Genomic DNA, 24,017 nt, shown 5'->3' with positions numbered 1-24,017 from the left:
ATATGTTAGGTATTAAAGATATACGACGTTTAGTAACGCGTTGGCAGGCGTCGCGTGATGCTTCATTAGCATTGGATGCGCTCTTGCAAATCCCGGCCGAAGATGCTCCTCTAGTCGAGCGTAATCAGTGGGTTATAGAGTTGCTCTATTGGCTGCGTAGCAAAGACAAAAAGGGCATCAATAATGACTCATTAAGCCATCCTGAGCATGTACGCCTCAAAGGTTTGTTGCAGTTACTAGAGCAAAAGCCAGATGCAAAGTTGGCCATTGCAAAATTACTACGCAGTGTTTTGCGTGATAACGATGCGCTCTCATTATTGTGTGATACCGGTGTGGTGAGTAAGCCCACCTTTTGGTCAGAGATGTTTGAGCGCATACGTCAACGTTTTATTGCCGCACCGCCGAATCAGCCTGAACTATCTGTTCTTTTTTCTCTAGGTTTTGTGGGGTCTAAGGATGCGGATTGGGTCTATACCTTAGACCAGCAGACATTGCTCAATTTGCAAGCCCTGTTTCACTATCAGGAAGAGCCCCAGGGGCAGTATCGTATTTATCAAGATATTGCCGATGCCATTCATATCTTAATTAGTTATGTGGAGGCGGCTGGATTAAGTTACTCAGTGCGAACACGTATTCGTGAGGCGAGTGGGCAGGGTTCTGCCTTTTATCTTTTGCGAGATTTGGCAAAGGACTTATTGAGTGATGCCTCACGTATTGCTAGCCCGAGCTTCAATAGTACTTTGGCAGAGCTGAAAGCGGTGATTGATCGTTGTTATATCGCTTGTGATGATGTCTATGCGCATCTGGATGAGAATGGTGTTGCAGTTGATACCGTTTTCCAAGTTGAAACGATGCGTTTACGTTTGGCGCGTATTGAGCTCCTGTTGAATACTTGGATGTATCGAGATCAGGCGCAAAATTATAGTCACTTGAGTGCTGATTTGATTCTCACCGTACAAGGTCGCCGAAGTGTGCGACGTTTAGCTGAGCAATCTTTGGCTTTGTTATCTAGAAAAGTCGTTGAACGTAGCGCAGAAACAGGTGAGCACTACATTGCAGATACGCGCCGAACCTATCTGGCCATGTTTAAAAAATCTTTGGGGGGTGGTGCTGTTATTGGCGGTACGGTTTACCTGAAGTTTTTGATTGCCAGCCTGGGTATGGTGCGCTTCTTTGAGAATTTATTCTTAGCGCTCAACTACGCGACTAGCTTCTTGATTATTCAATTTGCGAGCTTTACCTTAGCCACTAAGCAGCCAGCTATGACTGCTCCAGCACTTGCACAGTTACTCGATGATGTAGACCAAGACCCAGGATTGGAGCGCTTTGTCGATCGGACTATCGCCTTGGTGCGTTCTCAAACAGCGTCGATCTTAGGTAACGTCCTCATGGTCGTGCCCGTTGCGATCGTGATTCAAGTGGCGATTATTTTGTTGATACAAAAGCCATCGATATCTGATACGAAAGCGATGTCAGTTTTAGCCACGGTCTCGCCTTTTAGTGGGATTTGGATTTATGCAGCCTTTACAGGCCTATTACTCTGGTTATCTAGTTTGATTGCAGGCTTAGTGGATAACTGGTTTGTGCTGCATCGTATCCAAGATGTGATTCGTTATAACCGACGCTTAGGGATTGTTTTTGGCAGCTTCAGAGCCGAGCGTTGGGCGCTATGGTGGAAGGAAAATGTAGCGGTTGTTGCCGCCAACGTGTCTTTGGCTTTCTTATTGATTTATGGTCCAACCTTCCTCGGATTTTTAGGGATTGGTATGGAAATTCGACATGTCACTCTATCAGCAGGCGCCTTTGCGGCTGCAAGTATTGCTTTGGGTTGGAAAGTGTTCGCCATGGGGGCTTTTTGGTTAGGTATTTTGGGTATTTTCCTGATCGGCTTCATTAATGTGATTGTCAGTTTTTGGTTTGCTTTTCAGATGGCTCTACGTTCAAGAGACCTTCCTGCCTTAGACAGAAAGCGGCTTTATACTGCTGTTTGGAAGAGGGTTAAGACTCAACCAAGAAGTCTGTTTATCCCTTCTAAGTAATTGAATTTATTAGTCTAATAAAGTTATGCCGGGAAATGGGGGTAGAAGTTACCCCCTTTATTTGTGTCTAGTACCTGAGCAAAAAACTCAGGATAGTTGTATAGTTGAATAAAGTAGTCGGGTATTAAATAGTCCAACCAACCGAAAGGGTAGACATGAGACTCACAACTAAAGGTCGTTTTGCAGTCACTGCCATGATTGATTTGGCATTGCGCGAAGCCCATGGACCAGTCACATTGGCCGGTATTAGCCAACGCCAACATATTTCCTTGTCATATCTAGAGCAACTTTTTGGTAAGTTGCGACGCTTTGATATTGTCGAGAGCACACGCGGTCCTGGGGGTGGTTACACCTTAGCCAGAAAGGCCGATCAGATTACTGTCGCCGACATCATTATTGCTGTTGATGAACCCTTAGATGCGACTCAATGTGGTGGAAAAGGGAATTGTCATGGTGAGGATGGCGGTCGTTGTATGACCCATGATCTGTGGGCTAGCTTGAATCAAAAAATGGTCGAGTATTTGAGTTCAGTCACAGTGGCTGATTTGGTCAAGCAGCAAGAAGGTCGAGTCGTGCTGACAGATTTACGTGAAATGCGTACTAAGTCAGAGCAGAGTAAAAATCAAAAAACAAACACAACTGTTGCAAGCAAAAAAGAAGAGCCGAAAAAGCCACTTGCTAACTCAGTATTTACATTTGCCCAGCAATTGAATTAATTCGAAGGATAGTTATGTCAGCAGTAAAACCAGTTCCTATGTTTAGTCCGAAGCACTTTCCTATTTATATGGACTATTCGGCCACCACGCCAGTTGATCCACGAGTTGTGGATGTCATGATTCCCTATTTGCGCGAGCAGTTTGGTAATCCCGCATCACGAAGCCATGCCTATGGTTGGAGTGCGGAAGAGGCTGTGGAAAACGCCCGCGCTGAGGTTGCGAAATTGGTCAATGCAGATCCTCGCGAAATCGTTTGGACTAGTGGTGCCACAGAAAGTAATAATTTAGCGATTAAGGGTGCGGCTCATTTTTATAAAGAGAAAGGTCGCCACATCATTACTGTGAAGACAGAGCATAAAGCCACCTTAGACACCTGCCGTGAGCTAGAGCGCGAAGGTTATGAGGTGACCTATTTAGATGTTTTGCCAAACGGTTTGATTGACTTTGAAGTCTTTAAGCAAAGCGTACGCCCAGACACGATTGTTGTTTCTGTCATGTTTGTGAACAATGAAATTGGTGTGATTCAGGACATTCCTAGAATCGGTGAATTTTGTCGTGAAAAGGGCATCATCTTCCACGTAGATGCAGCACAGGCAACGGGTAAGGTAGTCATTGATTTGGAAAAACTCAAGGTGGATTTGATGAGTTTTTCAGCCCATAAAACGTATGGGCCAAAAGGTATCGGTGCTTTATTTGTACGTCGTAAACCACGCGTACGTATTGAAGCGCAAATGCACGGTGGTGGTCATGAGCGTGGCATGCGTTCAGGAACCCTGGCGACGCATCAAATTGTGGGTATGGGCGAATGTTTCAGAATTGCCCGTGAGGAGATGGCAACAGAGAACGAGCGGATCCGCATGCTGCGCGACCGCCTTTGGAAGGGTTTAAGTGAAATAGAAGAGGTTTACCTCAATGGCGACATGGACGATCGCGTACCGCACAACCTCAATGTGAGTTTTAATTATGTTGAGGGCGAATCCATGATCATGGCATTAAAAGATGTGGCGATTTCATCGGGTTCTGCCTGTACTTCAGCCTCTTTAGAGCCATCGTATGTCTTGCGTTCTTTAGGACGTAATGATGAGTTAGCGCATAGCTCGATTCGTTTTAGTATCGGCCGTTTTACGACCGAGGCTGAAGTCGATTTCACAATTGAATTAGTCAAAGGCAAGATTGCCAAATTAAGAGAACTATCGCCGCTTTGGGAGATGTACAAAGACGGTATCGATTTAAATACGATTCAGTGGGCTGCCCACTAAGTGAATGAAGGAGTGAGTCATGGCATATAGCGATAAAGTAATTGATCATTATGAAAATCCACGTAATGTGGGCTCATTTGATAAAGGTGATGATCATGTAGGCACAGGTATGGTGGGTGCACCCGCCTGCGGTGATGTGATGAAATTGCAGATTCGTGTCAACGATCAAGGTGTGATCGAAGATGCAAAATTTAAGACCTATGGTTGTGGCTCTGCGATTGCCTCCTCATCTTTGGTGACTGAGTGGGTCAAGGGTAAAACTTTAGATCAAGCTCTTGAAATCAAAAATGCACAAATTGCCGAAGAGCTGGCTTTGCCACCTGTGAAAATTCACTGTTCAATTTTGGCTGAAGATGCAATTAAAGCCGCAGTGCAGGATTACAAAGAAAAGCACGCAAAATAATTATGGCCATCACAGTTACCGAAAAAGCGGCCCGCCATGTTTTGCGTAATCTTGAAAAGCGCGGCAAGGGCTTGGGTTTACGCTTAGGAGTGCGCACTACCGGTTGTTCGGGTTTAGCTTATCAGCTCGAGTATGTCGATGAGGCTGCAGCTGAAGATGTCATGTTTGAATCTTCAGGAGTCAAAATTTTTGTTGACCCCAAGAGTTTGGCTTATCTAGATGGTACTGAGTTGGATTATGCACGTGAGGGTTTAAATGAAGGCTTTAAATTCCAAAACCCGAATGTGAAAGACGAGTGTGGCTGTGGCGAATCTTTCAGGGTTTGATAATTACTTTGCCCTGTTTGATTTAACGCCAGCGTTCAAGATTCAACGTGAGGCTTTAGAAGCCGCTTATTTAGCGGTTCAAAAAGAGGTGCATCCTGATAAGCATGCAAGTGCTAGTGATGCGCAAAAGAGAGCATCCATGCAGATGGCTACCTTAGTGAACACTGCATACCGGACTCTGAAGCAGCCGATCAGTCGTGGTCTGTATCTGTGTGATTTGCATGGTATTGATCCTCAGTTGGAGACAAATACTGCGATGCCTACAGAGTTTTTGATGCAACAGATGGCCTGGCGAGAGGCCTTAGAAGAAGCTGGTAGCGATACCACACAACTAGAGATACTTTATAAAGAGGTGAATGAAGCACGCACAAGACTATTGCATCAGGTGGAGGAGACCATGGATGTGGCGCACAACTATACAGAAGCCGCAAAACACCTCAGAGCACTCTTGTTCGTTGAAAAGTTCACAGAAGAACTAGAAGAAGCGATGGCAGCTTAATATGGCTTTATTACAAATTGCAGAACCAGGCCAATCCTTAGCGCCTCATCAAAGAAGGATTGCTATCGGAATAGATTTAGGTACAACCAACTCACTGGTTGCCGCGATGCGTAATGCGCTGCCCGAGGTCTTGCCTGATGAGCAAGGTCGTCAATTGCTTCCTTCGGTGGTCCGTTATCTCAAGGGAGGTGCGACACAGGCCGGTTATGAGGCTTTGCGTAATGCCAGTGGGGATCCTAAGAATACGATTATTTCGGCCAAGCGCTTCATGGGAAGGGGCTTGAAAGATGTAGCGCATTTTGAGTCTTTGCCGTATGAGTTTATTGATACGCCAGGCATGCTGAAGATCAAAACTGTCTGCGGTGACAAAAGTCCTGTAGAGGTGTCAGCAGAAATTCTCGCGCGCTTAAGGCAGCGTGCTGAAGATAGCTTTAATGATGACATTGTCGGTGCGGTCATTACGGTACCTGCCTATTTTGATGATGCGCAACGCCAAGCTACTAAAGATGCTGCCAAGCTAGCGGGTATTGAAGTATTAAGACTTCTGAATGAGCCTACTGCGGCTGCGATTGCCTATGGGCTTGATCAGGCCGCCGAGGGTATTTATGCAGTGTATGACTTGGGTGGTGGTACTTTTGATATTTCAATTTTGCGTTTATCTAAAGGTGTCTTTGAAGTCTTGGCAACTGGCGGTGACTCAGCCTTAGGTGGCGATGATTTTGACCATCGTTTGTATTGTTGGGTTTTGGAGCAAGCCAAACTGCAGTTACTCTCTGATAAAGATAATCGTGCATTGTTGATGGCTGCAAAAGAAGCAAAAGAACAGCTCAGTAAGAAGCCGCTCGCGCGGATTCATGCGACCTTAAGCGATGGTCAAGTGATTAATATTGGCGTTAGTCAGGCTCAATTTTTTGAGTTGACTCAACATTTAGTCAATAAAACGCTCTTAGCGGCAAAAAAAGCCTTGCGTGACGCCGCTTTAACGGTTGATGAAGTCAAGGGGGTTGTAATGGTGGGCGGTGCCACGCGCATGCCACATGTACAACGTTCAGTGGGTGAACTTTTTGGCCAAACACCTTTGACTAATTTAGATCCTGATCAAGTTGTGGCTATGGGGGCAGCCATGCAGGCCGATCTCCTAGCTGGCAATAAGGTAAGTGGTGATGAATGGTTGCTGCTAGATGTTATTCCTCTGTCATTAGGGGTTGAGACTATGGGAGGCTTGGTTGAGAAAATTATTCCTCGCAATACCCCGATTCCAGTCGCTAGAGCTCAAGATTTCACGACATTTAAGGATGGCCAAACGGCTATGGTCATTCATGTGCTTCAAGGAGAGCGTGAGGTAGTCGATGACTGCCGTTCCTTGGCTAAGTTTGAGTTAAGAGGTATTCCACCGATGGTGGCAGGCGCAGCCAGAATTCGAGTGACCTACCAGGTCGATGCCGACGGCTTGCTATCCGTGACTGCTAGAGAGCAGGGTAGTGGTGTTGAGGCACAGATTGCAGTGAAGCCTTCCTATGGTTTATCAGATCAAGATATTACGCAAATGCTGCAAGATAGCTTCAGCCACGCAGCCAACGATATGCAAGCGCGCGCTCTAAGAGAAGAGTTGGTCGATGCTCAGCGACTGCTTGAGGCGATTGAGGCGGCGATTCTGGAAGACGGTCATCTTTTACAAGACGATGAAAGAGAAGTCATTCAGAGAAAAGCACAGGCATTACATGAACTTGTGCAAACGGCTAAGGATGCTCAGGTGGTGCGTAAATCAGTGGAGTCTTTATCGAAAGCCACGGATGATTTTGCGGCGCGACGCATGAATGAAAGTATTAAAAAAGCCCTCGCTGGTAAAAAAGTAGAAGAAATTTAAAGGACAACTATGACACAGATTGTGATATTGCCGCATGCAGAATATTGCCCTGAAGGCGCGGTTATTGAGGCTACACCGGGCACATCTATTTGCGAAGCTCTGTTAGAGAATGATATTGAGATTGAGCATGCCTGCGATATGTCATGCGCGTGTACTACTTGTCACGTGATTGTGCGTGAAGGTGGTGCAAGCTTGAACCCTGCTGATGAGGATGAGGATGACTTGCTCGACCGTGCATGGGGTTTGACACCACAGTCACGTTTATCCTGCCAAGCAATTGTTGCTAAAACTAATTTGGTGGTGGAAATACCTAAGTATTCCATTAACCATGCAAAAGAAAACCATTAAGCGCATTCGTATATAAAAAAGGCACTCATGGGAGTGCCTTTTTTATTGAGCGTTCTACCGCAATCATCGAGATTAGTCTTCTTTACGCATATGTGGGAAAAGAATCACATCGCGGATATTCGGTGAGTCGGTAATGAGCATCATGAGGCGGTCTATGCCGATACCGCAACCGCCAGTAGGAGGCATGCCATACTCCAGTGCACGGATAAAGTCAGCATCGTAGTACATAGCCTCTTCATCGCCCGCTTCCTTTTGTTCAACCTGTTTCTTAAAACGCGAGGCCTGATCTTCAGGGTCATTTAGCTCTGAGAAACCATTAGCAATTTCTCGCCCGGTAATGAATAGTTCAAATCGTTCTGTGATGCCTGGGCGAGTATCGGATTCACGCGCCAGTGGAGAAACCTCGATTGGGTAATCAATAATGTAGGTGGGTTCCCAAAGATGTTCCTCAGCGCATACCTCAAACAGCGCTAGTTGCAATGCCCCTAGGCCTGCATTCTTGAGAGTGGGACCCTCAATATTTTCACCAGCTTTTTTTAACTCCGCACGAATAAACGCAGCATCTTCTAATTGCGCTGCATCGTAGTTCTTTTTAGAGAGTGGTGCGTATTTCAGAATCGCTTGGGCGATGGTTAAGCGCTGGAAAGGTTTCGACAAATCCAGTGCTTTACCTTGGTAAGTAAGAACCGCCGTTCCTTGAGCATCGATGGCGGCTGCGCGAATGATTTCTTCTGTGAAATTCATCAACCACTGATAATTGGTATAAGCGGCATAGAATTCCATCATCGTAAATTCTGGATTGTGACGTGGGCTCACCCCTTCGTTACGGAAGTTGCGGTTGATTTCAAAGACACGTTCGAAACCACCGACAATCAGGCGCTTCAAGTACAGTTCTGGCGCAATACGCAAGAACATTTGCATATCAAGAGCATTATGGTGGGTAATGAAAGGTTTAGCTGCTGCGCCACCGGGAATCGGATGTAGCATGGGGGTTTCTACTTCCATAAAACCCGCATCTTGCATATGACGGCGAATCGATGCCATGGCTTTGCTACGCGCCAAAAAGGTTTGACGTGTATCGGGTGACACAATCAAATCAACATAGCGTTGACGATATTTCAATTCATGATCGGTCAGGCCGTGAAATTTATCAGGTAGGGGACGCAGAGATTTAGCGAGCAGACGTAAATTGCGACATTGGACCGAAAGTTCACCTTTATTAGTCTTGAATAAAACACCTTCAGCAGCAATGAAGTCGCCCATGTCCCAATGTTTAAAAGCTTGGTGAGTTTGATCGCCAACACCTTCGTCATTAATGTAAAACTGAATCTGACCGCTGTGATCTTGGATGGTAGCAAAGCTCGCCTTACCCATGACGCGTTTGAGCATCATGCGACCCGCCATTTTGACTTGGATATTCTTTTCAGCAAGTTGCTCTTTGCTGAGCTCTCCATAATGCGCATGAAGATCAGCCGCATGATGGCTAGGTACAAAGTCGTTAGGGTAAGGAACACCGTGTGAACGGAGTTGGGCTAATTTTTCGCGACGTTCAGCAATGATGTGATTTTCATCAATCGGTAGGGAAGAATCTTGGCTCATGGTTTACTCAGTTTATACGCCTTGTTTCAGGCTGGCTTCAATAAATGCATCAAGATCGCCATCCAATACTTTTTGCGTATTGGAAATCTCGACGTTCGTACGTAAATCTTTAATGCGACTTTGGTCTAGAACATATGAGCGAATCTGATGACCCCAGCCCACATCGGTTTTGCTCGCCTCTAATTTATCCTGTTCTGCTTGGCGCTTGCGAAGTTCATGTTCGTATAAACGAGACTTCAGCATCGACATCGCTTCAGCACGGTTACGGTGTTGGCTGCGATCGTTTTGGCATTGCACGACGATTCCTGTTGGGATATGAGTCAGTCGTACCGCAGAGTCTGTCTTATTGATATGCTGACCACCCGCACCTGAAGCGCGATAGGTATCGGTGCGAATATCCGCTGGATTGATATCAATTTCAATGGAGTCATCGACCTCTGGGTAGACAAATACGCTGGTGAATGAGGTGTGGCGACCATTGGCTGAGTCAAAAGGTGATTTGCGTACAAGGCGGTGAACGCCAGTTTCTGTACGTAAATGGCCATAAGCGTATTCACCGTCAATTTTTAAGGTTGCGCTTTTAATACCTGCTACATCACCATCTGAGACTTCTAAGACTTCAGCTTTAAAACCCTTACGTTCGCAATAGCGTAGATATTGACGTAATAGCATGCTCGCCCAATCGCAAGCTTCTGTACCGCCGGCACCTGCCTGTATATCTAAAAAGCATGAACAGGGATCCATTTCATTGCTAAACATGCGACGGAACTCGAGGCCTTCAACCTGTTCGCGCATGCTAGCAGTGTCGGCTTCAATCGATAAGATCGTATCGACGTCTGCTTCTTCTTTAGCCATCTCCAGCAGTTCAATGCTAGCGGCCAAATTGTCAGTTAGAGCATTGATGCTGCCGACGACACCATCTAATAATTTTTTTTCTTTACCTAGAGCTTGAGCTTGTTTGGGGTCATCCCAAATTTTCGGATCTTCTAGGGTTTGATTCACTTCGACAAGGCGTTCTGCTTTATTGTCGACGTCAAAGATACCTCCGAAGTTCTTGCGTGCGGGATTGCAGGTCTTCGAGGGTCTTAGAGATGAGATTGAGTTGTTCGGCTTCCATGGGGGCACATTATACGACCTCCTCACAGGCTTCGATATGTAATTGTGCGCGAGGGGTTCCGCCAAATTCATCATAGGCAAGACGGTAAGCCAGGCGGGATTCACGCTCAAGGCTTTGAGTTCGGCCAAACCAGATGCCGCCCCATACTTTTGCATGGGGCTCAGTCAGTGATCTAACTTGAACTCTGAGGTGTTTATCTTGTACTAGGCTTTGACTAATGACCTCAAAGTCACCGATGAATACAGGTTGTGCGAAACCTTGCCCCCATACCTGTTGTCTCAATAAGTCGGCCAAGGCTGGGCTTATTTCGTCATCTTGTAAACAACCATCATGATGTAATTGCCTGGCGAGTAAGTCCTCGTTAAGAAGCTCCTGGGCCACCTTTTCAAAGGCCGTCTGAAAATCTTCCCAGGCATGTGTGGGAATACTCAGACCTGCAGCCATAGCATGACCACCAAATTTAAGAATCAAATGGGGGTGGCGTTTAGCAACCATATCGAGTGCATCACGTAGATGAAAGCCTACGATCGAGCGGCCTGAGCCTTTCAGAATAGGCTGGCCCTGATCTTCACCGGGGGCAAAAATAATGGTGGGGCGGTAGAAGCGTTCTTTGATACGTGAGGCAACAATACCAATCACCCCTTGATGCCAAGATTCATTCATTAAAGAGATACTGTTTCGTGTTGCATCGATGCTTTGTAGGTCTTCCCATGCATCATTTTGCATATCGGCTTCAATATGACGCCGCTCACGATTCATGCGATCTAATTCTTGAGCCAGGGCGAGTGATTCTTGGGGGTCATCACTGAGTAGGCAACGAATACCCAAAGACATATCTGCCAATCGTCCTGCTGCATTCAGTCTAGGGCCCAATGTAAAGCCTAAATCAAATGCAGTCGCTTGACTGGGGTCGCGACCCGCTACTTGATAAAGGGCTTTGATTCCTGATTGCATTTGATGCTCACGAATTCGTTTAATGCCGTGATGCACAAAAATTCTATTGTTTCGATCAAGGCTGGCGACATCGGCCACGGTTCCTAGAGCTACTAAGTCGAGTAATTTTTCTAGGCGCGGCTGATTTTCTTTTGTGAAAAAACCTTCCTCGCGCATCAAGCTACGCAGTGCAATTAATAAATAAAACATGACGCCTACACCTGCTAAAGCTTTACTAGCAAAGGGGCACTCGGGTTGATTGGGATTGATAATCAAAGCAGGAGGTAGGCTATCACCCGGCAGGTGATGATCGGTCACAAGTACTTCCATACCCAATTGATGGGCATATTCAATGCCACTGTGGCTAGCGATGCCGTTATCGACTGTGATTAAGATGTCTGGTCGAATAGCCAGTCCTGCTGCCTGTTCTACCACTTCAGGGGTGAGACCATAGCCCATCGTAAAACGATTGGGAACTAGGTAATCGACATGAACATTCAATGGTGCGCCTAATTCTTTAAGTCCTCTTATTCCAACTGCACAGGCTGTGGCGCCATCACAATCGTAATCCGCAACGATGAGTAGTTTTTTCTGCTCACGCAGTGCTTTCAGTAAGTAGCTAGCTCCACGATTGCAATTGAGTAGCGTGTTCGGTGGTAGTAGATGTTTGAGATCGAGTTCAGTCTCTTGGGCAGACCGAATACCGCGTGCACTCCATAAGCGGGCTAATACCGGATGAACTCCCGCCCGACAGAGTTCAAGCAGCGATGCTTCGTGAGGTTCTCGGGCCACGAATTTCATGCCTCGCCTCCATGGATGACATCATGCAGTGATAAGTTTTTTTTCTGCCAGAAGGCCCAGGACTTACGCTGCGGTAGATCAGACCATTGAATCATTTTTTCAGGTAAATCTTGCTGACTTAAATCGATAATCTGAATCGATTCAATTAATCCGTCTTGGAGAGCCTGGCATGCAATTTGCCATTGCTTTTCAGTATCTGCCTCGGCGGGATTGAGCAAACTTATCGATTGAGCTAATTCAGTGGGGCTGAGTAAAACATCCTTGACCAAGGGGCGCTGATTGATGGGAGGTAAGAGAAGTTCATCGAAAGGGCGGTGAGGATCGTGTAGGGTTTGCGCTCTTAATAGACTAGGATGGGGTTTTAGATCACTGTGTTGGCCAATGCCGCTGATCCACACTGAATTAATGGGTAATAAGCCTTCACTCTGTCTTTTAAGGTTGACAGGATGGTTAAACCAGATCATTTGAATCTCGTTTTGCCATCTGCGCCATAGGCGTGCAACCCCTGGCTCGCTCGTGTCTTGGGGCATCCAAAAATCAATATTGCGATCCTGTGCTTGAGCGATTGTGACCGTATCCAGCGTGCGTAATGCAGGAGTCTCTATGAGAGCGTGATGGCTATCCTGGAATACACAGGGACCTATTTCAGACAAGATATCTTGTACGCTGGATAGGAGAGCCGTACTTTCATGGTCTTGGATGTCCAATAACTTCGGATCGGTCAGCACCAAATGATCCCTGGCAGCGTGGATGTGGACCCAATCTAGACGCGCATAAGTTTTTTCTTGAGAGCAGTCGGGGAGGATGCTAAAAACCTCGCTCACCGCATGGCAACGTTTGGGCCCGTAGAGAAAGAATTCCAAGGGTAACCCACGCATTAACTCTTCTGAGTGACTGTCGGGTAGAAGGGCGAGCGTGTAAAACATAAGGAATGATTTTATGGGCAGTTTTGCGGTACTGCTAGGGTTCAGACTAAACTTCAGTATATGCGTAATTGGCCTATTGAATTTGAAATCGCGTGGCGCTATACAGTAGCGCGTCGCAAGGGTGCTAAACGCCGTGAAGCAGGCTCTAAAGATGGATTCTTATCTTTCATTTCCTCTGTTTCTATGGTGGGTATCGCCTTGGGTGTGGCTGCACTGATTGTGGTGCTGTCAGTCATGAATGGTTTTCAGAAAGAAGTGCGCGATCGGATGCTGTCGGTCCTTTCTCATGTTGAGATTCATGCACCAGCGGGTTTGGGGGATTGGCAACCGCTAGCCCAGACTTTAAAAAAAGAAAAGCACGTCACAGGTGTGGCCCCCATGGTGATGTCTCAGTCACTGATCACCTACGCAGATTCGATGCGCGGCGTGATGCTCAGAGGTGTTGACCCGCAAAGTGAGGCTCAGGTATCAGATATCCCCCAACATTTCATTCAAGGCCAGATAGAAGATTTACGTCCGGGTGAATTTGGGATGGTCATCGGCGCTGAGATGGCCGCTATTTTGGGAGTTCGCTTAGGTGACAAGATCACAGTGATGGTTCCTGAAGGGGATATCAATCCTGCGGGGGCTACGCCGCGGATGCGTGCATTCAAATTAATCGGCATTATTGACAGTGGACATTATGAGTTTGATAGCACCTTGGCTTTAGTCCATTTTCGTGACGCTGCAGTCCTTTTGCGATTGGATGGTCCCTCAGGCTTGAGGATCAAGTTGGACGATATGCAAAAGGCGCCTCAAGTGGCTGACCAGTTAAGTCAAAAGCTCCCAGGTTTATGGGTCAAAGATTGGACGCGCCAAAATAAAAACTGGTTTGCCGCTGTGCAAACCGAAAAGCGCATGATGTTTATTATTTTGACGCTGATTATTGCAGTTGCCGCTTTTAATTTAGTTTCAACCCTAGTCATGACCGTGACTGATAAGCGGGGTGATATAGCTATTTTGAGGACAATGGGAGCGAGTGCGGGCCTTATTCAAAGAATCTTTCTTTTTCAAGGATTCTTGATCGGAGCCTTAGGTACCCTAGGTGGAGTTCTTCTTGGTCTATTGATTGGTTTGAATATTGATGTCATCGTACCGACTATTGAGGGTATCTTTAAAGTTCAGTTCATTCCCCGAGATATTTATTTCATCTCATCTTTACCATCGGATGTGCGTACTAACGATGTAATTCAGGTTGGGGTGATGGCTTTTATTTTGGCATTGCTTGCGACTTTATATCCTAGTTGGCGAGCTGCACGAATGGATCCGGCGACGGCTTTGCGTTATGAGTAATTCAAATATGGCACAAGCAGCGGTTCTTCAGGCTCACCATCTTTCTAAGGTGTATGGTGAGGGAGCTCATACTGTTCAAGTCCTCAATGATGTCTCGATTGCTGTCAAGCCCGCGGAGAAATTAGCCATCATAGGGGCATCGGGTTCGGGTAAGAGTACTCTATTACACATATTGGCGGGGCTTGACCCAGCGAGTGCAGGTGAGGTTTATGTTGGTGATGTTTGCTTAAGTCATGCAAGCCCTCAACAACTCAATGAGTTACGTAATCAGCAGTTGGGGTTTATTTACCAATTTCATCATCTGTTAGCGGAATTTTCGGCTTTAGATAATGTGGCTATGCCTTTACGGATCCGCGGCATGGCTAAGCCCTTAGCTCAAGAGTGTGCGCGTGAAATATTAGATGCAGTCGGTCTATCGTCGCGCGCAGATCATCGCCCCGCGGCTCTATCGGGAGGGGAACGTCAGCGCGTTGCTGTGGCACGCGCCTTGGTGACCAGACCTTCATGCGTTTTAGCAGATGAGCCTACGGGTAATTTGGATGCGGATTCGGCAGATCGAGTGTTTGACTTGATGATGAATTTAGCGGAAAAATATAAGACCGCATTTGTGATTGTGACGCATGATCCTTTGCGTGCTGCGCGTTGTGATCGTGTTCTGAAGCTAAATCATGGCGTTTTAGAGGAGTCATAGAGACGATGGCATTGTTGCTAGATACACATTGCCATCTCGATGCACCTGAGTTTCAATCTGATCTACAGGAGGTTGTGGCTCATGCAAAAGCAGTTGGTGTGCACGGTGTATTAATTCCGGCAGTGAGTGTGAGTGACTTTCAAGCAGTGAAAGAGTTGGCTCATCAGGTATCTAGTGAGCTACCAGCTACTTGTTACACGCTGGGTATCCACCCCATCTTTACACCTCAATCAGAACTTAGTGATTTGAAAACTCTAAGAGAAGCGATTAGAGATGCTCTTGATGACCCACGTTTTGTTGGTATTGGTGAAATTGGTTTAGATTATTTTTTACCTGAGCTTGATACCCATCACCAAGCTCAGTTTTTCGAGGGGCAATTGCAATTGGCTCAGGAATTTGAGTTGCCAGTGATTCTGCATGTCAGACGCTCGCAGGATGCGATTGTCAGTGCTTTGCGTAAGAAAAAAATCACAGGTGGGATTGCTCATGCATTCAATGGTAGTTTTGTCCAGGCCAATCATTTTCTGAAGCTCAATTTCGTATTGGGTTTTGGCGGGGCTATGACTCATCCTCGTGCTCTACAGATTCGGCGGTTGGCCAAAGATTTGCCTGATGATGCGATCGTTTTAGAGACGGACGCGCCCGATATTCCCCCAGTCTGGTTGGCGCAGAGTAACAATCGTCGCAATGATTCTTCGCACCTACCAGAAATAGCAGCAGTGTTAGCTGAGTTAAGAGGCAGCTTAATCAGTCAAACGCAACATCGTTGTGCACAGAATGCCCTGCGTGTGATCCCGCGTTGGGCGCAATTGATTCATTCTTTAGGACTCTAGATTATTTGCGTTTGATATTTGCGGCATTTATTGCCGGGGAGTTACTTTTTTTATTTTTAAGTGAGTTACCGACTCGCTGGACTCAGCCTGTGTTGCTGAGTTTATTTTTCTTAGGCATCTTGCTTCTACTGATTGTTGAGTGGATCTTATTAAGACGACATCCTTATCTTCGTAAATTCCTGAGAGTCACTTTCTTGCTTGGCCTGGGTTTTGTGTGGGTATGGAGTCTCAGTGTCGCTCGAGTTGAGCAGGTTTTGCACCCTTGTTTGGAGGGGCAAGATCTCTTGCTCAGAGGGCATGTAAATTCACTACCCAGTGAAAAAGATCGATCGACCCGATTTGTCTTGCGAGTCCATCAGATCGAGTTACCTAGCGTACTTGATTGTCCGCCAGAAGCGTTTCAGCATTTTCCAGACCAGCTAGCTCTAGCTTGGCATCCACCTTGGCGAGGCCACGAGTCGCCTCCCGACATTATTCCTGGTCAATTATGGCAGTTGCCTGTTCAGCTCAAGCGTCCTCATGGCTTAATGAATCCCTACGGTTTTGATTTTGAACGCTGGATGTTTGCCAATCATTTGGGGGCTCAAGGTTCTGTGAAGGCTTACGCCAAGGGGTTAGATTTATCTTGGAAGCCAAAATTAGAGCAAGACTTTATTTGGAGTTTTACATCAGTGATTGAATACATGCGCTGGTGGTTAAGAGACCGGATTCGCAATCTTGCGCCAGAAGGAGCTGCTTATGTAGGTGTGTTGATTGCTTTAGTGATGGGTGAGCAAAACGCCATTGCACAGGAAGACTGGCGCATCTTTAATGCAACAGGGATTGGTCATTTAATTTCTATTTCAGGTTTGCATGTGACTATGTTGGCCGGTTTGGCCTCAGGCTTTGCAAAAAGATTATGGAGCCGCGGAAATTTACCTCTTCTGTGTGCCACACCCCGAGTAGCTGCCTTGGCAGGTTTAGGTTTCGCCTTGTTTTATACATTTTTGGCAGGTTTTCAGATTCCAGCACAACGCACCACCTATATGGTCGGAGTGGTCGCTTACGCGGCATGGTTTGGCAGAATAACGCGCGCTTTTGATATTTGGTGGTGGGCCTTATTCTTAGTTCTACTGCAAGATCCATGGGCGGTGTATACCCCAGGCTTTTGGTTATCTTTTGGTGCGGTTGCAGCCATTTTGTACGCGATGCCAAATGTTGACGCCACTTCAGAATATGGACAAATCAAGCTAGGGACTTGGCAGAAATTGAAAGACTCTTGCAGGGACGCTACGCGTGTTCAGGCAGTGGTGACCTTGGCTTTGATTCCAACGACCTTGTATTGGTTTTATCAGGTGTCTTTGATTTCACCCTTAGCCAACGCTGTAGCCATTCCATTAATCAGTTATCTAGTCACACCATTCGCGATGTTAGGAGCTATCTTGCCAGAGTTATTAGCAAGACCCTGTCTATGGTTAGCTCATACTGTCATGGAGTGGGTGGCATGGTGTTTAAAACCGATGGCCAATCTGCCCGGAGCTCTTTTTTATAGTTTTGCTCCGAGTTTATGGGGTATGGGTCTATCTCTGGTCGGGGTTTATTTCTTGGTTGCGCCGGGAAGATTACTCAGCACATGGCGCCCCCGTGCTGTAGGCATGGTTCTACTGTCTTGTATTTGCATTCCTGCAGATGATCTCATCGTACCGGGTGAATTTCGCATGATTGTTTTTGATATTGGTCAAGGTACCGCTGTGCTCATTGAGACTGCCAAGCATCGTCTTTTATATGACACAGGGCCTAAGACATCACCGAGCAATAATGCAGGTGAGCGTCATATCCTGCCATACCTGAGGGCTCGAGGTATTAAGGAAATTGACCGTTTGGCAATTAGCCATAAAGACACGGATCATGTTGGTGGTGCACTCAGCTTGATGGATAGTATTCGATTCGCTGATTTACATGGCACTTTACCGGCACATCATTATGTTTTGCAAAGAGCACAAGGCCTATCGATACCTGCCTTGACATGCCAAGCAGGTCAAGAATGGTTTTGGGATGGTATTCGGTTTAAGGTCTGGCATCCCTATGCTGATATGAGATTCAATAGCATGCACCATTTTGGTAAGCCCAATGCACTGAGTTGTGTCATTGAAGTGAGTAATCAGAGTTTTTCTGTTTGGCTAACAGGTGATGTAGAGCGAGGAGGTGAAGCAATTATCTCTAATGAATATAAGGATTCAAAGCAACTGGCATCAATATTGCTTGTACCGCACCATGGCAGTGCTACTTCTTCCACATCTCACTTTTTGGATGCTCTATCTCCGAGCTGGGCGATTGTGCAGGCGGGATATAGAAATCGTTATCGGCACCCTAATACACAAGTTATGGGGCGCTATATCGAGCGAGATATTCCGGTTTTGCAAACCATTCATACAGGAGCGCAGATCTGGCATTTGGGTAAAGAGAAGGGATACCGAACTGATTGGCGAGAGGAAGTTCGTCGTATCTGGCATCGCTAATAAAAAAATAGCTGCGGGAGTAAATGATGATGGTTGCTGAAAGAGCCTTACCTTTTGATGAGATGATTCATGATGAATACTCAAGGGACTTTAAAAATCAAGCAATAGCGCGGCCCCATTACAAACAATTTTCTCAATGGTTAAGTCAGCAAGGAGATGCCTATCTGCATGCGCGCCGTGAAGAAGCTGATTTAGTTTTTCGTCGTGTGGGCATTACCTTCGCTGTGTACGGTGATGGTGGGGGAACCGAGCGCACCATTCCATTTGATATCGTGCCGCGTATTTTTCAGGCTGCCGAGTGGAGTCGCCTAGAAAAAGGGCTGCGTCAGCGAGTTACGGCACTCAATATGTTTTTGCATGATGTCTATCATGAGCAGCATATCTTGAAGGCAGGGGTGATCCCTGCAGACCAAGTTCTAAAAAATGCGCAGTTTCGCCCAGAGATGTTGGGGGTCAATATCCCCATGAATATTTATGCGCATATCGCTGGGATTGACATTGTGCGTGCCACGCATGGTGAGCAAGAGGGTGAGTTTTTTGTTTTAGAGGATAACTTACGAGTCCCCTCAGGGGTCTCCTATATGTTGGAAAACCGCAAAATGATGATGCGTCTTTTCCCAGAACTATTTGCCCAGTACCGGGTCGCTCCAGTGACCCATTACCCTGATTTGCTACTAGAGACACTCAGGCAGGCTGCACCAGCGGGGCGAATCAACCCTAAGGTCGTCGTCTTAACCCCGGGTATGTATAACTCTGCTTATTTTGAGCACGCCTTTTTAGCTCAGCAGATGGGAGTTGAATTAGTCGAAGGCAAGGACCTCTTCATACAAGATGATCTTGTCTATATGCGCACTACGCAAGGACCGAGTCGTGTAGATGTCATTTATCGCCGCGTTGATGATGACTTTTTAGATCCCGAAGCATTTCGTAGTGACTCAGTATTGGGTGCTTATGGTCTTTTAAGGGCCTATCGTGCCGGAAATGTGGCGATATGTAACGCGATTGGTACAGGGGTGGCAGATGACAAATCGATTTACCCCTATGTGCCCGATATGATTCGCTTCTATCTTGACGAAGATCCTATGATCGCTAACGTCCCGACATACATGTGTCGCAAGCCTAATGACTTGTCCTATGTATTAGCCAATATGGCTGAGCTCGTGGTCAAAGAGGTTCATGGTGCTGGTGGTTATGGCATGTTGGTGGGACCTGCTGCAACTCAAGCTGAAATCGCTGACTTTAAAGAACGTGTGAAGGCTAATCCGCAGGGCTATATTGCTCAGCCGACCTTAGCCTTATCAACTTGTCCAACCTTTGTAGAGTCGGGAGTGGCACCGCGCCATATCGATTTACGACCGTTTGTTCTATCGGGTAAGGATGTACGCATGGCGCCAGGAGGCTTAACCCGGGTCGCGCTAAAAGAAGGTTCATTGGTTGTTAATTCATCCCAGGGTGGTGGCACTAAAGACACCTGGGTTTTAGAACATTAATAAAAATAGATAGAGGAGAGCAAGATGTTATCAAGAACGGCCGATCATCTTTATTGGATGTCGCGTTATACCGAGCGTGCTGAAAACACAGCCCGTATGCTTGATGTGAACTATCAGATGTCATTGTTACCTCAGTCTGCGGATGTCGCACAGCAAGCGTGGCGTTCACTATTAGAGATTTCTGAATTAGCGCAGGTCTTTGATGCTAAGTACACTCTGATGACGCCGGCCGATGTGATTCATTTTATGGTGGATGATATGCAAAATCCCTCATCCATCATGTGTTGTCTTCAGGCTGCGCGCGAGAATGCTCGTGCGGTTCGAGGCTCCATGACGACAGAATTATGGGAGACGATTAATACCACTTGGCTTGAAGCGCAAAAGAAGATTCGTGCCGGCATATTAGAGACGGCCCCTGCAGAATTTTTCGAATGGGTTAAATTCCGTTCGCATCAGACGCGTGGGGTGCAACATGGCACGATGGTGCGAGATGAGGTGTATTACTTCATTCGTTTGGGGACTTTTTTGGAGCGTGCTGATAACACTGCGCGCTTACTGGATGTGAAGTCATTAACCGCCGAGCACTTACGTGAACAGGGCAATGACCCTGTGGATGACTTTTATTATTGGGCAGCCATCTTACGTTCAGTCTCTGCCTTTGAAACTTACCGTAAGGTATATCGAGACGTCATTACACCGGAGCGTGTTGCTGAGTTACTGATTCTGCGCTCAGATATGCCAAGATCTCTAGTGGCTTGTGTCAATGAAGTGGTCGATTTATTGGTTAAGGTGAGGAATGCGCAGTCGGCAAAGACAATTACACAGGCTCGTAATCTGCTAGCAGAATTACGTGACACCAATATTGACGAAATCCTTGAGCAGAATTTGCATCGTTTCTTAACGCATTTTCTGGAAAGAATTAACGCGGTTGGCGGTGGTATTAGTCGAGATTTCTTGCTTCCCTTAGAAATAGCCGCATAATCGAGCCCACTATGACATATTGTGTTGCCATTAGCCTAGATGAAGGGCTTGTTTTTTTAGCAGATAGTCGCACCAATGCCGGTGTAGATGCCGTGTCCAATTATCGTAAGATGACTATCTTTCAAAAGCCAGGTGAGCGCATGATGGCGCTCATGTCAGCAGGTAATCTGGCGATTACTCAGGCAGTCAAGCATTATCTGAATCATCCGGAGCCTGATTCGCCTAGCATTTGGAATGTTGATAACTTATTTGACGCTGCTCAAGTGGTAGGGGATGCGGTACGCAAGGTGCGAGACCGAGATGCTGAAGAGCTCAAGAAGTCAGGTATTGAATTCAATATTAGTTTGATTTTTGGTGGCCAGATTCAAGGACAAGCGCCTACGATCTATCAGATTTATTCAGCAGGTAATTTCATTGAGGTGACTGCTGAAACTCCATACTTTCAGATTGGTGAGGCGAAATACGGTAAACCTATCTTAGATCGCGTTATCACACGCAGTACCCCCTTAAAGGAGGCCGCTAAGTGCGCATTAATTTCAATGGACTCCACGATTAAATCCAATATTTCAGTCGGTTTGCCCTTGGATATGCTGATTTATCCCAAAGATGAGTTAGCAGCGAGTCATTTGATGGTGATTGATGAAAAAAACGAATACTTCAAAATGATTCACGAGATCTGGGGCAAGCGTTTGCGTCAGATCTTTGCTGAGATTGACGACCCAGTCTGGTAAGTACTTGGTTTTATAGCGAAAATCGCATTTTTTGCGCAAACTTTTTGGGTATCGGTATAATTCAGTATTACCCACTTAGTAGATGCGATGACCAAATTCATCTTTGTCACTGGTGGTGTGGTTTCTTCCTTAGGGAAGGGTATCGCAGCCGCCTCATTAGCCGCCATTCTCGAATCGCGCGGCCTCAAAGTCACCCTCTTAAAATTAGACCCATACATCAACGTTGATCCAGGCACGATGAGCCCGTTTCAACATGGTGAAGTCTTTGTTACTGAGGATGGTGCCGAAACGGATCTTGACCTCGGTCATTATGAGCGCTTTGTTAGCGCCAAAATGCGCAAGAGCAATAACTTTACGACGGGCCAAATTTATGAGTCTGTGATTCGTAAAGAGCGTCGAGGTGAGTATTTAGGCAAAACCGTGCAGGTAATTCCGCATATCACTAATGAAATCCAAGCTTTTGTGGAGCGGGGTGCCAAAGCCAGTCATGATGGTCAGGCAGATATTGCGATTTGCGAAATCGGTGGTACGGTTGGTGATATTGAGTCTTTACCGTTCTTGGAAGCTGCCCGACAGATGAGCTTGCGCTTGCCTGCTGGAGACTGTGCTTTTGTACATTTAACCCTGGTGCCCTATATCGCTAGTGCCGGTGAACTCAAAACGAAGCCAACCCAACACTCCGTACAGAAACTCAGAGAGATTGGTATTCTGCCTACGGCTTTATTGTGCCGTGCTGATCGTCCTATTCCGGATGATGAGCGCGCCAAGATTTCGCTTTTTGCAAATGTTCGTGAACAAGCCGTTATTTCTGTATGGGATGTTGATACGATTTACAAGATTCCCAAAATGCTTCATGAGCAAGGTTTGGATGATTTAATTTGCCAAGAGTTACGCATTCAACCCAAGCCAGCCAACTTAGCAGTTTGGGATGATTTGGTCCATCGTCTTGAGAATCCGAGCCATGAAGTTGTTATTGGTATGGTCGGTAAATACGTTGATTTAACTGAATCGTATAAATCTTTGATCGAAGCCTTGCGTCATGCGGGTATACACAACCAAACTCAAGTGACTATTCGCTATATAGATTCTGAAAATCTTGAGAATGGTGACCTCAGTAGTTTGCAAAAACTCGACGCTATTTTGGTTCCTGGGGGTTTTGGTAAGCGTGGCACAGAAGGTAAGATCGCTGCCATTCGCTATGCCCGAGAGAATAAGATTCCTTACCTAGGTATATGCCTCGGTATGCAGCTCGCAGTGATTGAGTTTGCTCGTCATGTAGCGGGCTTAAGCGGTGCTAATAGTACTGAATTTGAACCTGATGGCCCTCATCCTGTAGTAGCGCTGATTACTGAGTGGATGGATCGTGAAGGTCAGGTTGAGCGACGCGATGCTGCGTCTGACCTCGGTGGCACCATGCGTTTAGGTTCGCAGCGTTGCCCAATTAAGCAAGATACCTTGGCATCTGCCATTTACGGTGCCGAAGTCAATGAGCGTCATCGCCATCGATACGAAGTCAATAATGTCTACGTACCTAAATTAGAGCAGGCGGGTTTAGTGATTTCTGCGCGCACACCGAATGAATCTTTACCGGAAATGATGGAGTTGCCGCAGACAGTACATCCTTGGTTTTTTGGGGTTCAGTTTCATCCTGAATTCACATCGACCCCAAGAGATGGCCACCCATTATTTTCTGCCTATATCCGTGCAGCCTTAGCTCACAAAGGTGTAGCTACTAAAGCCTCGGCCTTGGCTTAAATGAGGAGGATAGTATGAAGCTATGTGATTTTGAAATTGGTCTCAATCATCGATTCTTTTTGATTGCTGGAACCTGTGTCATTGAGTCTGAGCAAATGGCATTAGATACAGCAGGTCAACTCAAGGAAATCACTCACGCTTTGGGTATTCCTTTTATATATAAGTCATCCTTTGATAAGGCAAATCGTTCATCAGGCTCTTCATTCCGTGGCTTGGGTATGGAAAAGGGCCTGGAAATTTTGGCTACAGTGAAAAAGCAAATTGGCGTTCCTGTATTGACTGATGTGCACGAGATCGATGAAATTAAACCAGTCTGCGCAGTGGTTGATGTCATTCAAACCCCAGCTTTTTTATGTCGTCAAACGGACTTCATCAGAGCCTGTGCACAAAGCGGTAAGCCAGTGAATATTAAGAAGGGGCAATTTCTAGCCCCGGGTGATATGAAAAACGTGATTGATAAGGCAAGAGCAGCAGCCAAAGAGGTGGGCTTGCCCGAAGATAACTTTATGGCTTGTGAGCGAGGTGCATCGTTTGGTTACAACAATCTCGTATCCGATATGCGTAGTTTGGCCATCATGCGTGAAACCAATGCGCCGGTGGTATTTGATGCAACTCATTCCGTACAGTTACCCGGTGGGCAAGGCACAAGTAGTGGCGGGCAAAGAGAGTTTGTACCTGTTTTGTCTCGTGCAGCTGTCGCCGTGGGTGTCAGTGGCCTATTTATGGAAACACATCCTAATCCAAGTAAGGCGATGTCTGATGGTCCGAATGCTGTGCCATTAAGTCGTATGAAAGAGTTATTGACTAGTCTGGTTGCTATTGATGACATCATTAAGCAAGGCCAAGCTTATCTCGAACAAGATTTTAAGTAAT

The 24,017-nt window shown here is 46.4% G+C and carries 20 protein-coding genes and 1 pseudogene; 17 read left to right on the top strand and 4 right to left on the bottom strand.

The genetic code is table 11. The features are described 5' to 3' along the window. Positions 1-2 precede the first annotated feature (2 nt). From ICE94_RS00830 to fdx, 8 genes are all read left to right on the top strand, one after another. Positions 3-2,039 (top strand): site-specific recombinase, encoded by a 2,037-nt coding sequence (locus ICE94_RS00830; RefSeq protein WP_216147464.1) that lies wholly within the window; start codon positions 3-5, stop codon positions 2,037-2,039. Positions 2,040-2,194: 155 nt separating this feature from the next. Then, positions 2,195-2,755, top strand: coding sequence for a Fe-S cluster assembly transcriptional regulator IscR (iscR, locus tag ICE94_RS00825; RefSeq protein WP_216147461.1), 561 nt, complete (start codon positions 2,195-2,197; stop codon positions 2,753-2,755). A 38-nt stretch (positions 2,756-2,793) separates the two neighbouring features. Further along, positions 2,794-4,014 carry an IscS subfamily cysteine desulfurase gene (locus ICE94_RS00820; RefSeq protein WP_216150815.1) on the top strand — a complete coding sequence of 407 codons (1,221 nt, stop codon included), beginning with the start codon at positions 2,794-2,796 and terminating at the stop codon, positions 4,012-4,014. Positions 4,015-4,033: 19 nt separating this feature from the next. Beyond that, on the top strand, positions 4,034-4,417 hold the full coding sequence (iscU, locus tag ICE94_RS00815) for a Fe-S cluster assembly scaffold IscU (RefSeq protein ID WP_216147458.1): 384 nt from the start codon (positions 4,034-4,036) through the stop codon (positions 4,415-4,417). 2 nt (positions 4,418-4,419) lie between these two features. After that, complete coding sequence (gene iscA / locus ICE94_RS00810; RefSeq protein ID WP_216147455.1) at positions 4,420-4,743, top strand: iron-sulfur cluster assembly protein IscA; 324 nt, start codon at positions 4,420-4,422, stop codon at positions 4,741-4,743. Further along, positions 4,721-5,242, top strand: coding sequence for a Fe-S protein assembly co-chaperone HscB (gene hscB, locus ICE94_RS00805; RefSeq protein ID WP_370623763.1), 522 nt, complete (start codon positions 4,721-4,723; stop codon positions 5,240-5,242). The genes iscA and hscB overlap by 23 nt, the downstream gene beginning before the upstream one ends. Position 5,243: 1 nt before the next feature. Continuing rightward, positions 5,244-7,109 carry a Fe-S protein assembly chaperone HscA gene (gene hscA, locus ICE94_RS00800; protein ID WP_216147452.1) on the top strand — a complete coding sequence of 622 codons (1,866 nt, stop codon included), beginning with the start codon at positions 5,244-5,246 and terminating at the stop codon, positions 7,107-7,109. A gap of 9 nt (positions 7,110-7,118) precedes the next feature. After that, the gene (gene fdx / locus ICE94_RS00795; protein WP_216147449.1) at positions 7,119-7,457 is read left to right on the top strand and encodes an ISC system 2Fe-2S type ferredoxin; all 339 of its coding nucleotides are present in this window, start codon (positions 7,119-7,121) and stop codon (positions 7,455-7,457) included. A 72-nt stretch (positions 7,458-7,529) separates the two neighbouring features. Here the strand turns inward: fdx and lysS are convergent, their stop codons facing one another. The 4 genes from lysS to ICE94_RS00775 form a co-directional block, all read right to left on the bottom strand. Continuing rightward, the gene (gene lysS / locus ICE94_RS00790) at positions 7,530-9,056 is read right to left on the bottom strand and encodes a lysine--tRNA ligase (protein ID WP_216147447.1); all 1,527 of its coding nucleotides are present in this window, start codon (positions 9,054-9,056) and stop codon (positions 7,530-7,532) included. 12 nt (positions 9,057-9,068) lie between these two features. Then, positions 9,069-10,173 (bottom strand): peptide chain release factor 2 gene (gene prfB, locus ICE94_RS00785; RefSeq protein ID WP_216147444.1). Its coding sequence is split into 2 segments (ribosomal slippage): positions 9,069-10,091 and positions 10,093-10,173, totalling 1,104 coding nucleotides; the frame shifts between segments, so codons are not numbered across the junction. Positions 10,174-10,182: 9 nt separating this feature from the next. Then, positions 10,183-11,907, bottom strand: a complete 1,725-nt coding sequence (gene recJ, locus ICE94_RS00780) for a single-stranded-DNA-specific exonuclease RecJ (protein ID WP_216147441.1) — start codon at positions 11,905-11,907, stop codon at positions 10,183-10,185. Continuing rightward, entirely contained in the window at positions 11,904-12,833 is a 930-nt protein-coding gene (locus ICE94_RS00775; protein WP_216147438.1) for a hypothetical protein, read from the bottom strand. The genes recJ and ICE94_RS00775 overlap by 4 nt, the downstream gene beginning before the upstream one ends. A 60-nt stretch (positions 12,834-12,893) precedes the next feature. Here ICE94_RS00775 and ICE94_RS00770 point away from each other — a divergent pair, with 60 nt between their 5' ends. The 9 genes and pseudogenes from ICE94_RS00770 (at position 12,894) to kdsA (ending at position 24,016) form a co-directional block, all read left to right on the top strand. Then, complete coding sequence (locus tag ICE94_RS00770) at positions 12,894-14,165, top strand: lipoprotein-releasing ABC transporter permease subunit (RefSeq protein ID WP_216147436.1); 1,272 nt, start codon at positions 12,894-12,896, stop codon at positions 14,163-14,165. After that, positions 14,158-14,856, top strand: a complete 699-nt coding sequence (locus ICE94_RS00765) for an ABC transporter ATP-binding protein (RefSeq protein WP_216147433.1) — start codon at positions 14,158-14,160, stop codon at positions 14,854-14,856. The genes ICE94_RS00770 and ICE94_RS00765 overlap by 8 nt, the downstream gene beginning before the upstream one ends. Before the next feature lie 11 nt (positions 14,857-14,867). Further along, positions 14,868-15,689 (top strand): TatD family hydrolase, encoded by an 822-nt coding sequence (locus tag ICE94_RS00760; RefSeq protein ID WP_216150811.1) that lies wholly within the window; start codon positions 14,868-14,870, stop codon positions 15,687-15,689. Between the two features lie 5 nt (positions 15,690-15,694). Then, positions 15,695-18,187, top strand: coding sequence for a DNA internalization-related competence protein ComEC/Rec2 (locus ICE94_RS00755; protein ID WP_216147430.1), 2,493 nt, complete (start codon positions 15,695-15,697; stop codon positions 18,185-18,187). Between the two features lie 62 nt (positions 18,188-18,249). Further along, a complete protein-coding gene (locus ICE94_RS00750) occupies positions 18,250-19,677 on the top strand; it encodes a circularly permuted type 2 ATP-grasp protein (protein WP_255539125.1) in 1,428 nt (475 codons plus the stop codon). 24 nt (positions 19,678-19,701) lie between these two features. Next, entirely contained in the window at positions 19,702-20,658 is a 957-nt protein-coding gene (locus ICE94_RS00745; RefSeq protein WP_216147424.1) for an alpha-E domain-containing protein, read from the top strand. Between the two features lie 11 nt (positions 20,659-20,669). Then, positions 20,670-21,386, top strand: a pseudogene (locus ICE94_RS00740) (peptidase); the annotation flags it as partial. 90 nt (positions 21,387-21,476) lie between these two features. Continuing rightward, complete coding sequence (locus tag ICE94_RS00735) at positions 21,477-23,144, top strand: CTP synthase (protein WP_216147418.1); 1,668 nt, start codon at positions 21,477-21,479, stop codon at positions 23,142-23,144. A 14-nt stretch (positions 23,145-23,158) separates the two neighbouring features. Continuing rightward, positions 23,159-24,016, top strand: coding sequence for a 3-deoxy-8-phosphooctulonate synthase (kdsA, locus tag ICE94_RS00730; protein ID WP_216147415.1), 858 nt, complete (start codon positions 23,159-23,161; stop codon positions 24,014-24,016). Position 24,017 lies beyond the last annotated feature (1 nt).

Origin of the sequence: Polynucleobacter sp. MWH-Loch1C5 (genome assembly GCF_018881775.1) — a bacterium.
Classification (GTDB): Bacteria; Pseudomonadota; Gammaproteobacteria; order Burkholderiales; family Burkholderiaceae; genus Polynucleobacter.
Note: the sequence above shows the minus strand (reverse complement) of the source record. Positions and strands in the feature narration are given on the sequence as shown.

Coding starts and splice junctions, on each gene's coding strand:
- ICE94_RS00830 (WP_216147464.1), top strand. CDS start 3: ATGTTAGGTATTAAAGATATACGACGTTTAGTAACGCGTTGGCAGGCG.
- iscR (WP_216147461.1), top strand. CDS start 2,195: ATGAGACTCACAACTAAAGGTCGTTTTGCAGTCACTGCCATGATTGAT.
- ICE94_RS00820 (WP_216150815.1), top strand. CDS start 2,794: ATGTTTAGTCCGAAGCACTTTCCTATTTATATGGACTATTCGGCCACC.
- iscU (WP_216147458.1), top strand. CDS start 4,034: ATGGCATATAGCGATAAAGTAATTGATCATTATGAAAATCCACGTAAT.
- iscA (WP_216147455.1), top strand. CDS start 4,420: ATGGCCATCACAGTTACCGAAAAAGCGGCCCGCCATGTTTTGCGTAAT.
- hscA (WP_216147452.1), top strand. CDS start 5,244: ATGGCTTTATTACAAATTGCAGAACCAGGCCAATCCTTAGCGCCTCAT.
- fdx (WP_216147449.1), top strand. CDS start 7,119: ATGACACAGATTGTGATATTGCCGCATGCAGAATATTGCCCTGAAGGC.
- lysS (WP_216147447.1), bottom strand. CDS start 9,056: ATGAGCCAAGATTCTTCCCTACCGATTGATGAAAATCACATCATTGCT.
- recJ (WP_216147441.1), bottom strand. CDS start 11,907: ATGAAATTCGTGGCCCGAGAACCTCACGAAGCATCGCTGCTTGAACTC.
- ICE94_RS00775 (WP_216147438.1), bottom strand. CDS start 12,833: ATGTTTTACACGCTCGCCCTTCTACCCGACAGTCACTCAGAAGAGTTA.
- ICE94_RS00770 (WP_216147436.1), top strand. CDS start 12,894: ATGCGTAATTGGCCTATTGAATTTGAAATCGCGTGGCGCTATACAGTA.
- ICE94_RS00765 (WP_216147433.1), top strand. CDS start 14,158: ATGAGTAATTCAAATATGGCACAAGCAGCGGTTCTTCAGGCTCACCAT.
- ICE94_RS00750 (WP_255539125.1), top strand. CDS start 18,250: ATGATTCATGATGAATACTCAAGGGACTTTAAAAATCAAGCAATAGCG.
- ICE94_RS00745 (WP_216147424.1), top strand. CDS start 19,702: ATGTTATCAAGAACGGCCGATCATCTTTATTGGATGTCGCGTTATACC.
- ICE94_RS00735 (WP_216147418.1), top strand. CDS start 21,477: ATGACCAAATTCATCTTTGTCACTGGTGGTGTGGTTTCTTCCTTAGGG.
- kdsA (WP_216147415.1), top strand. CDS start 23,159: ATGAAGCTATGTGATTTTGAAATTGGTCTCAATCATCGATTCTTTTTG.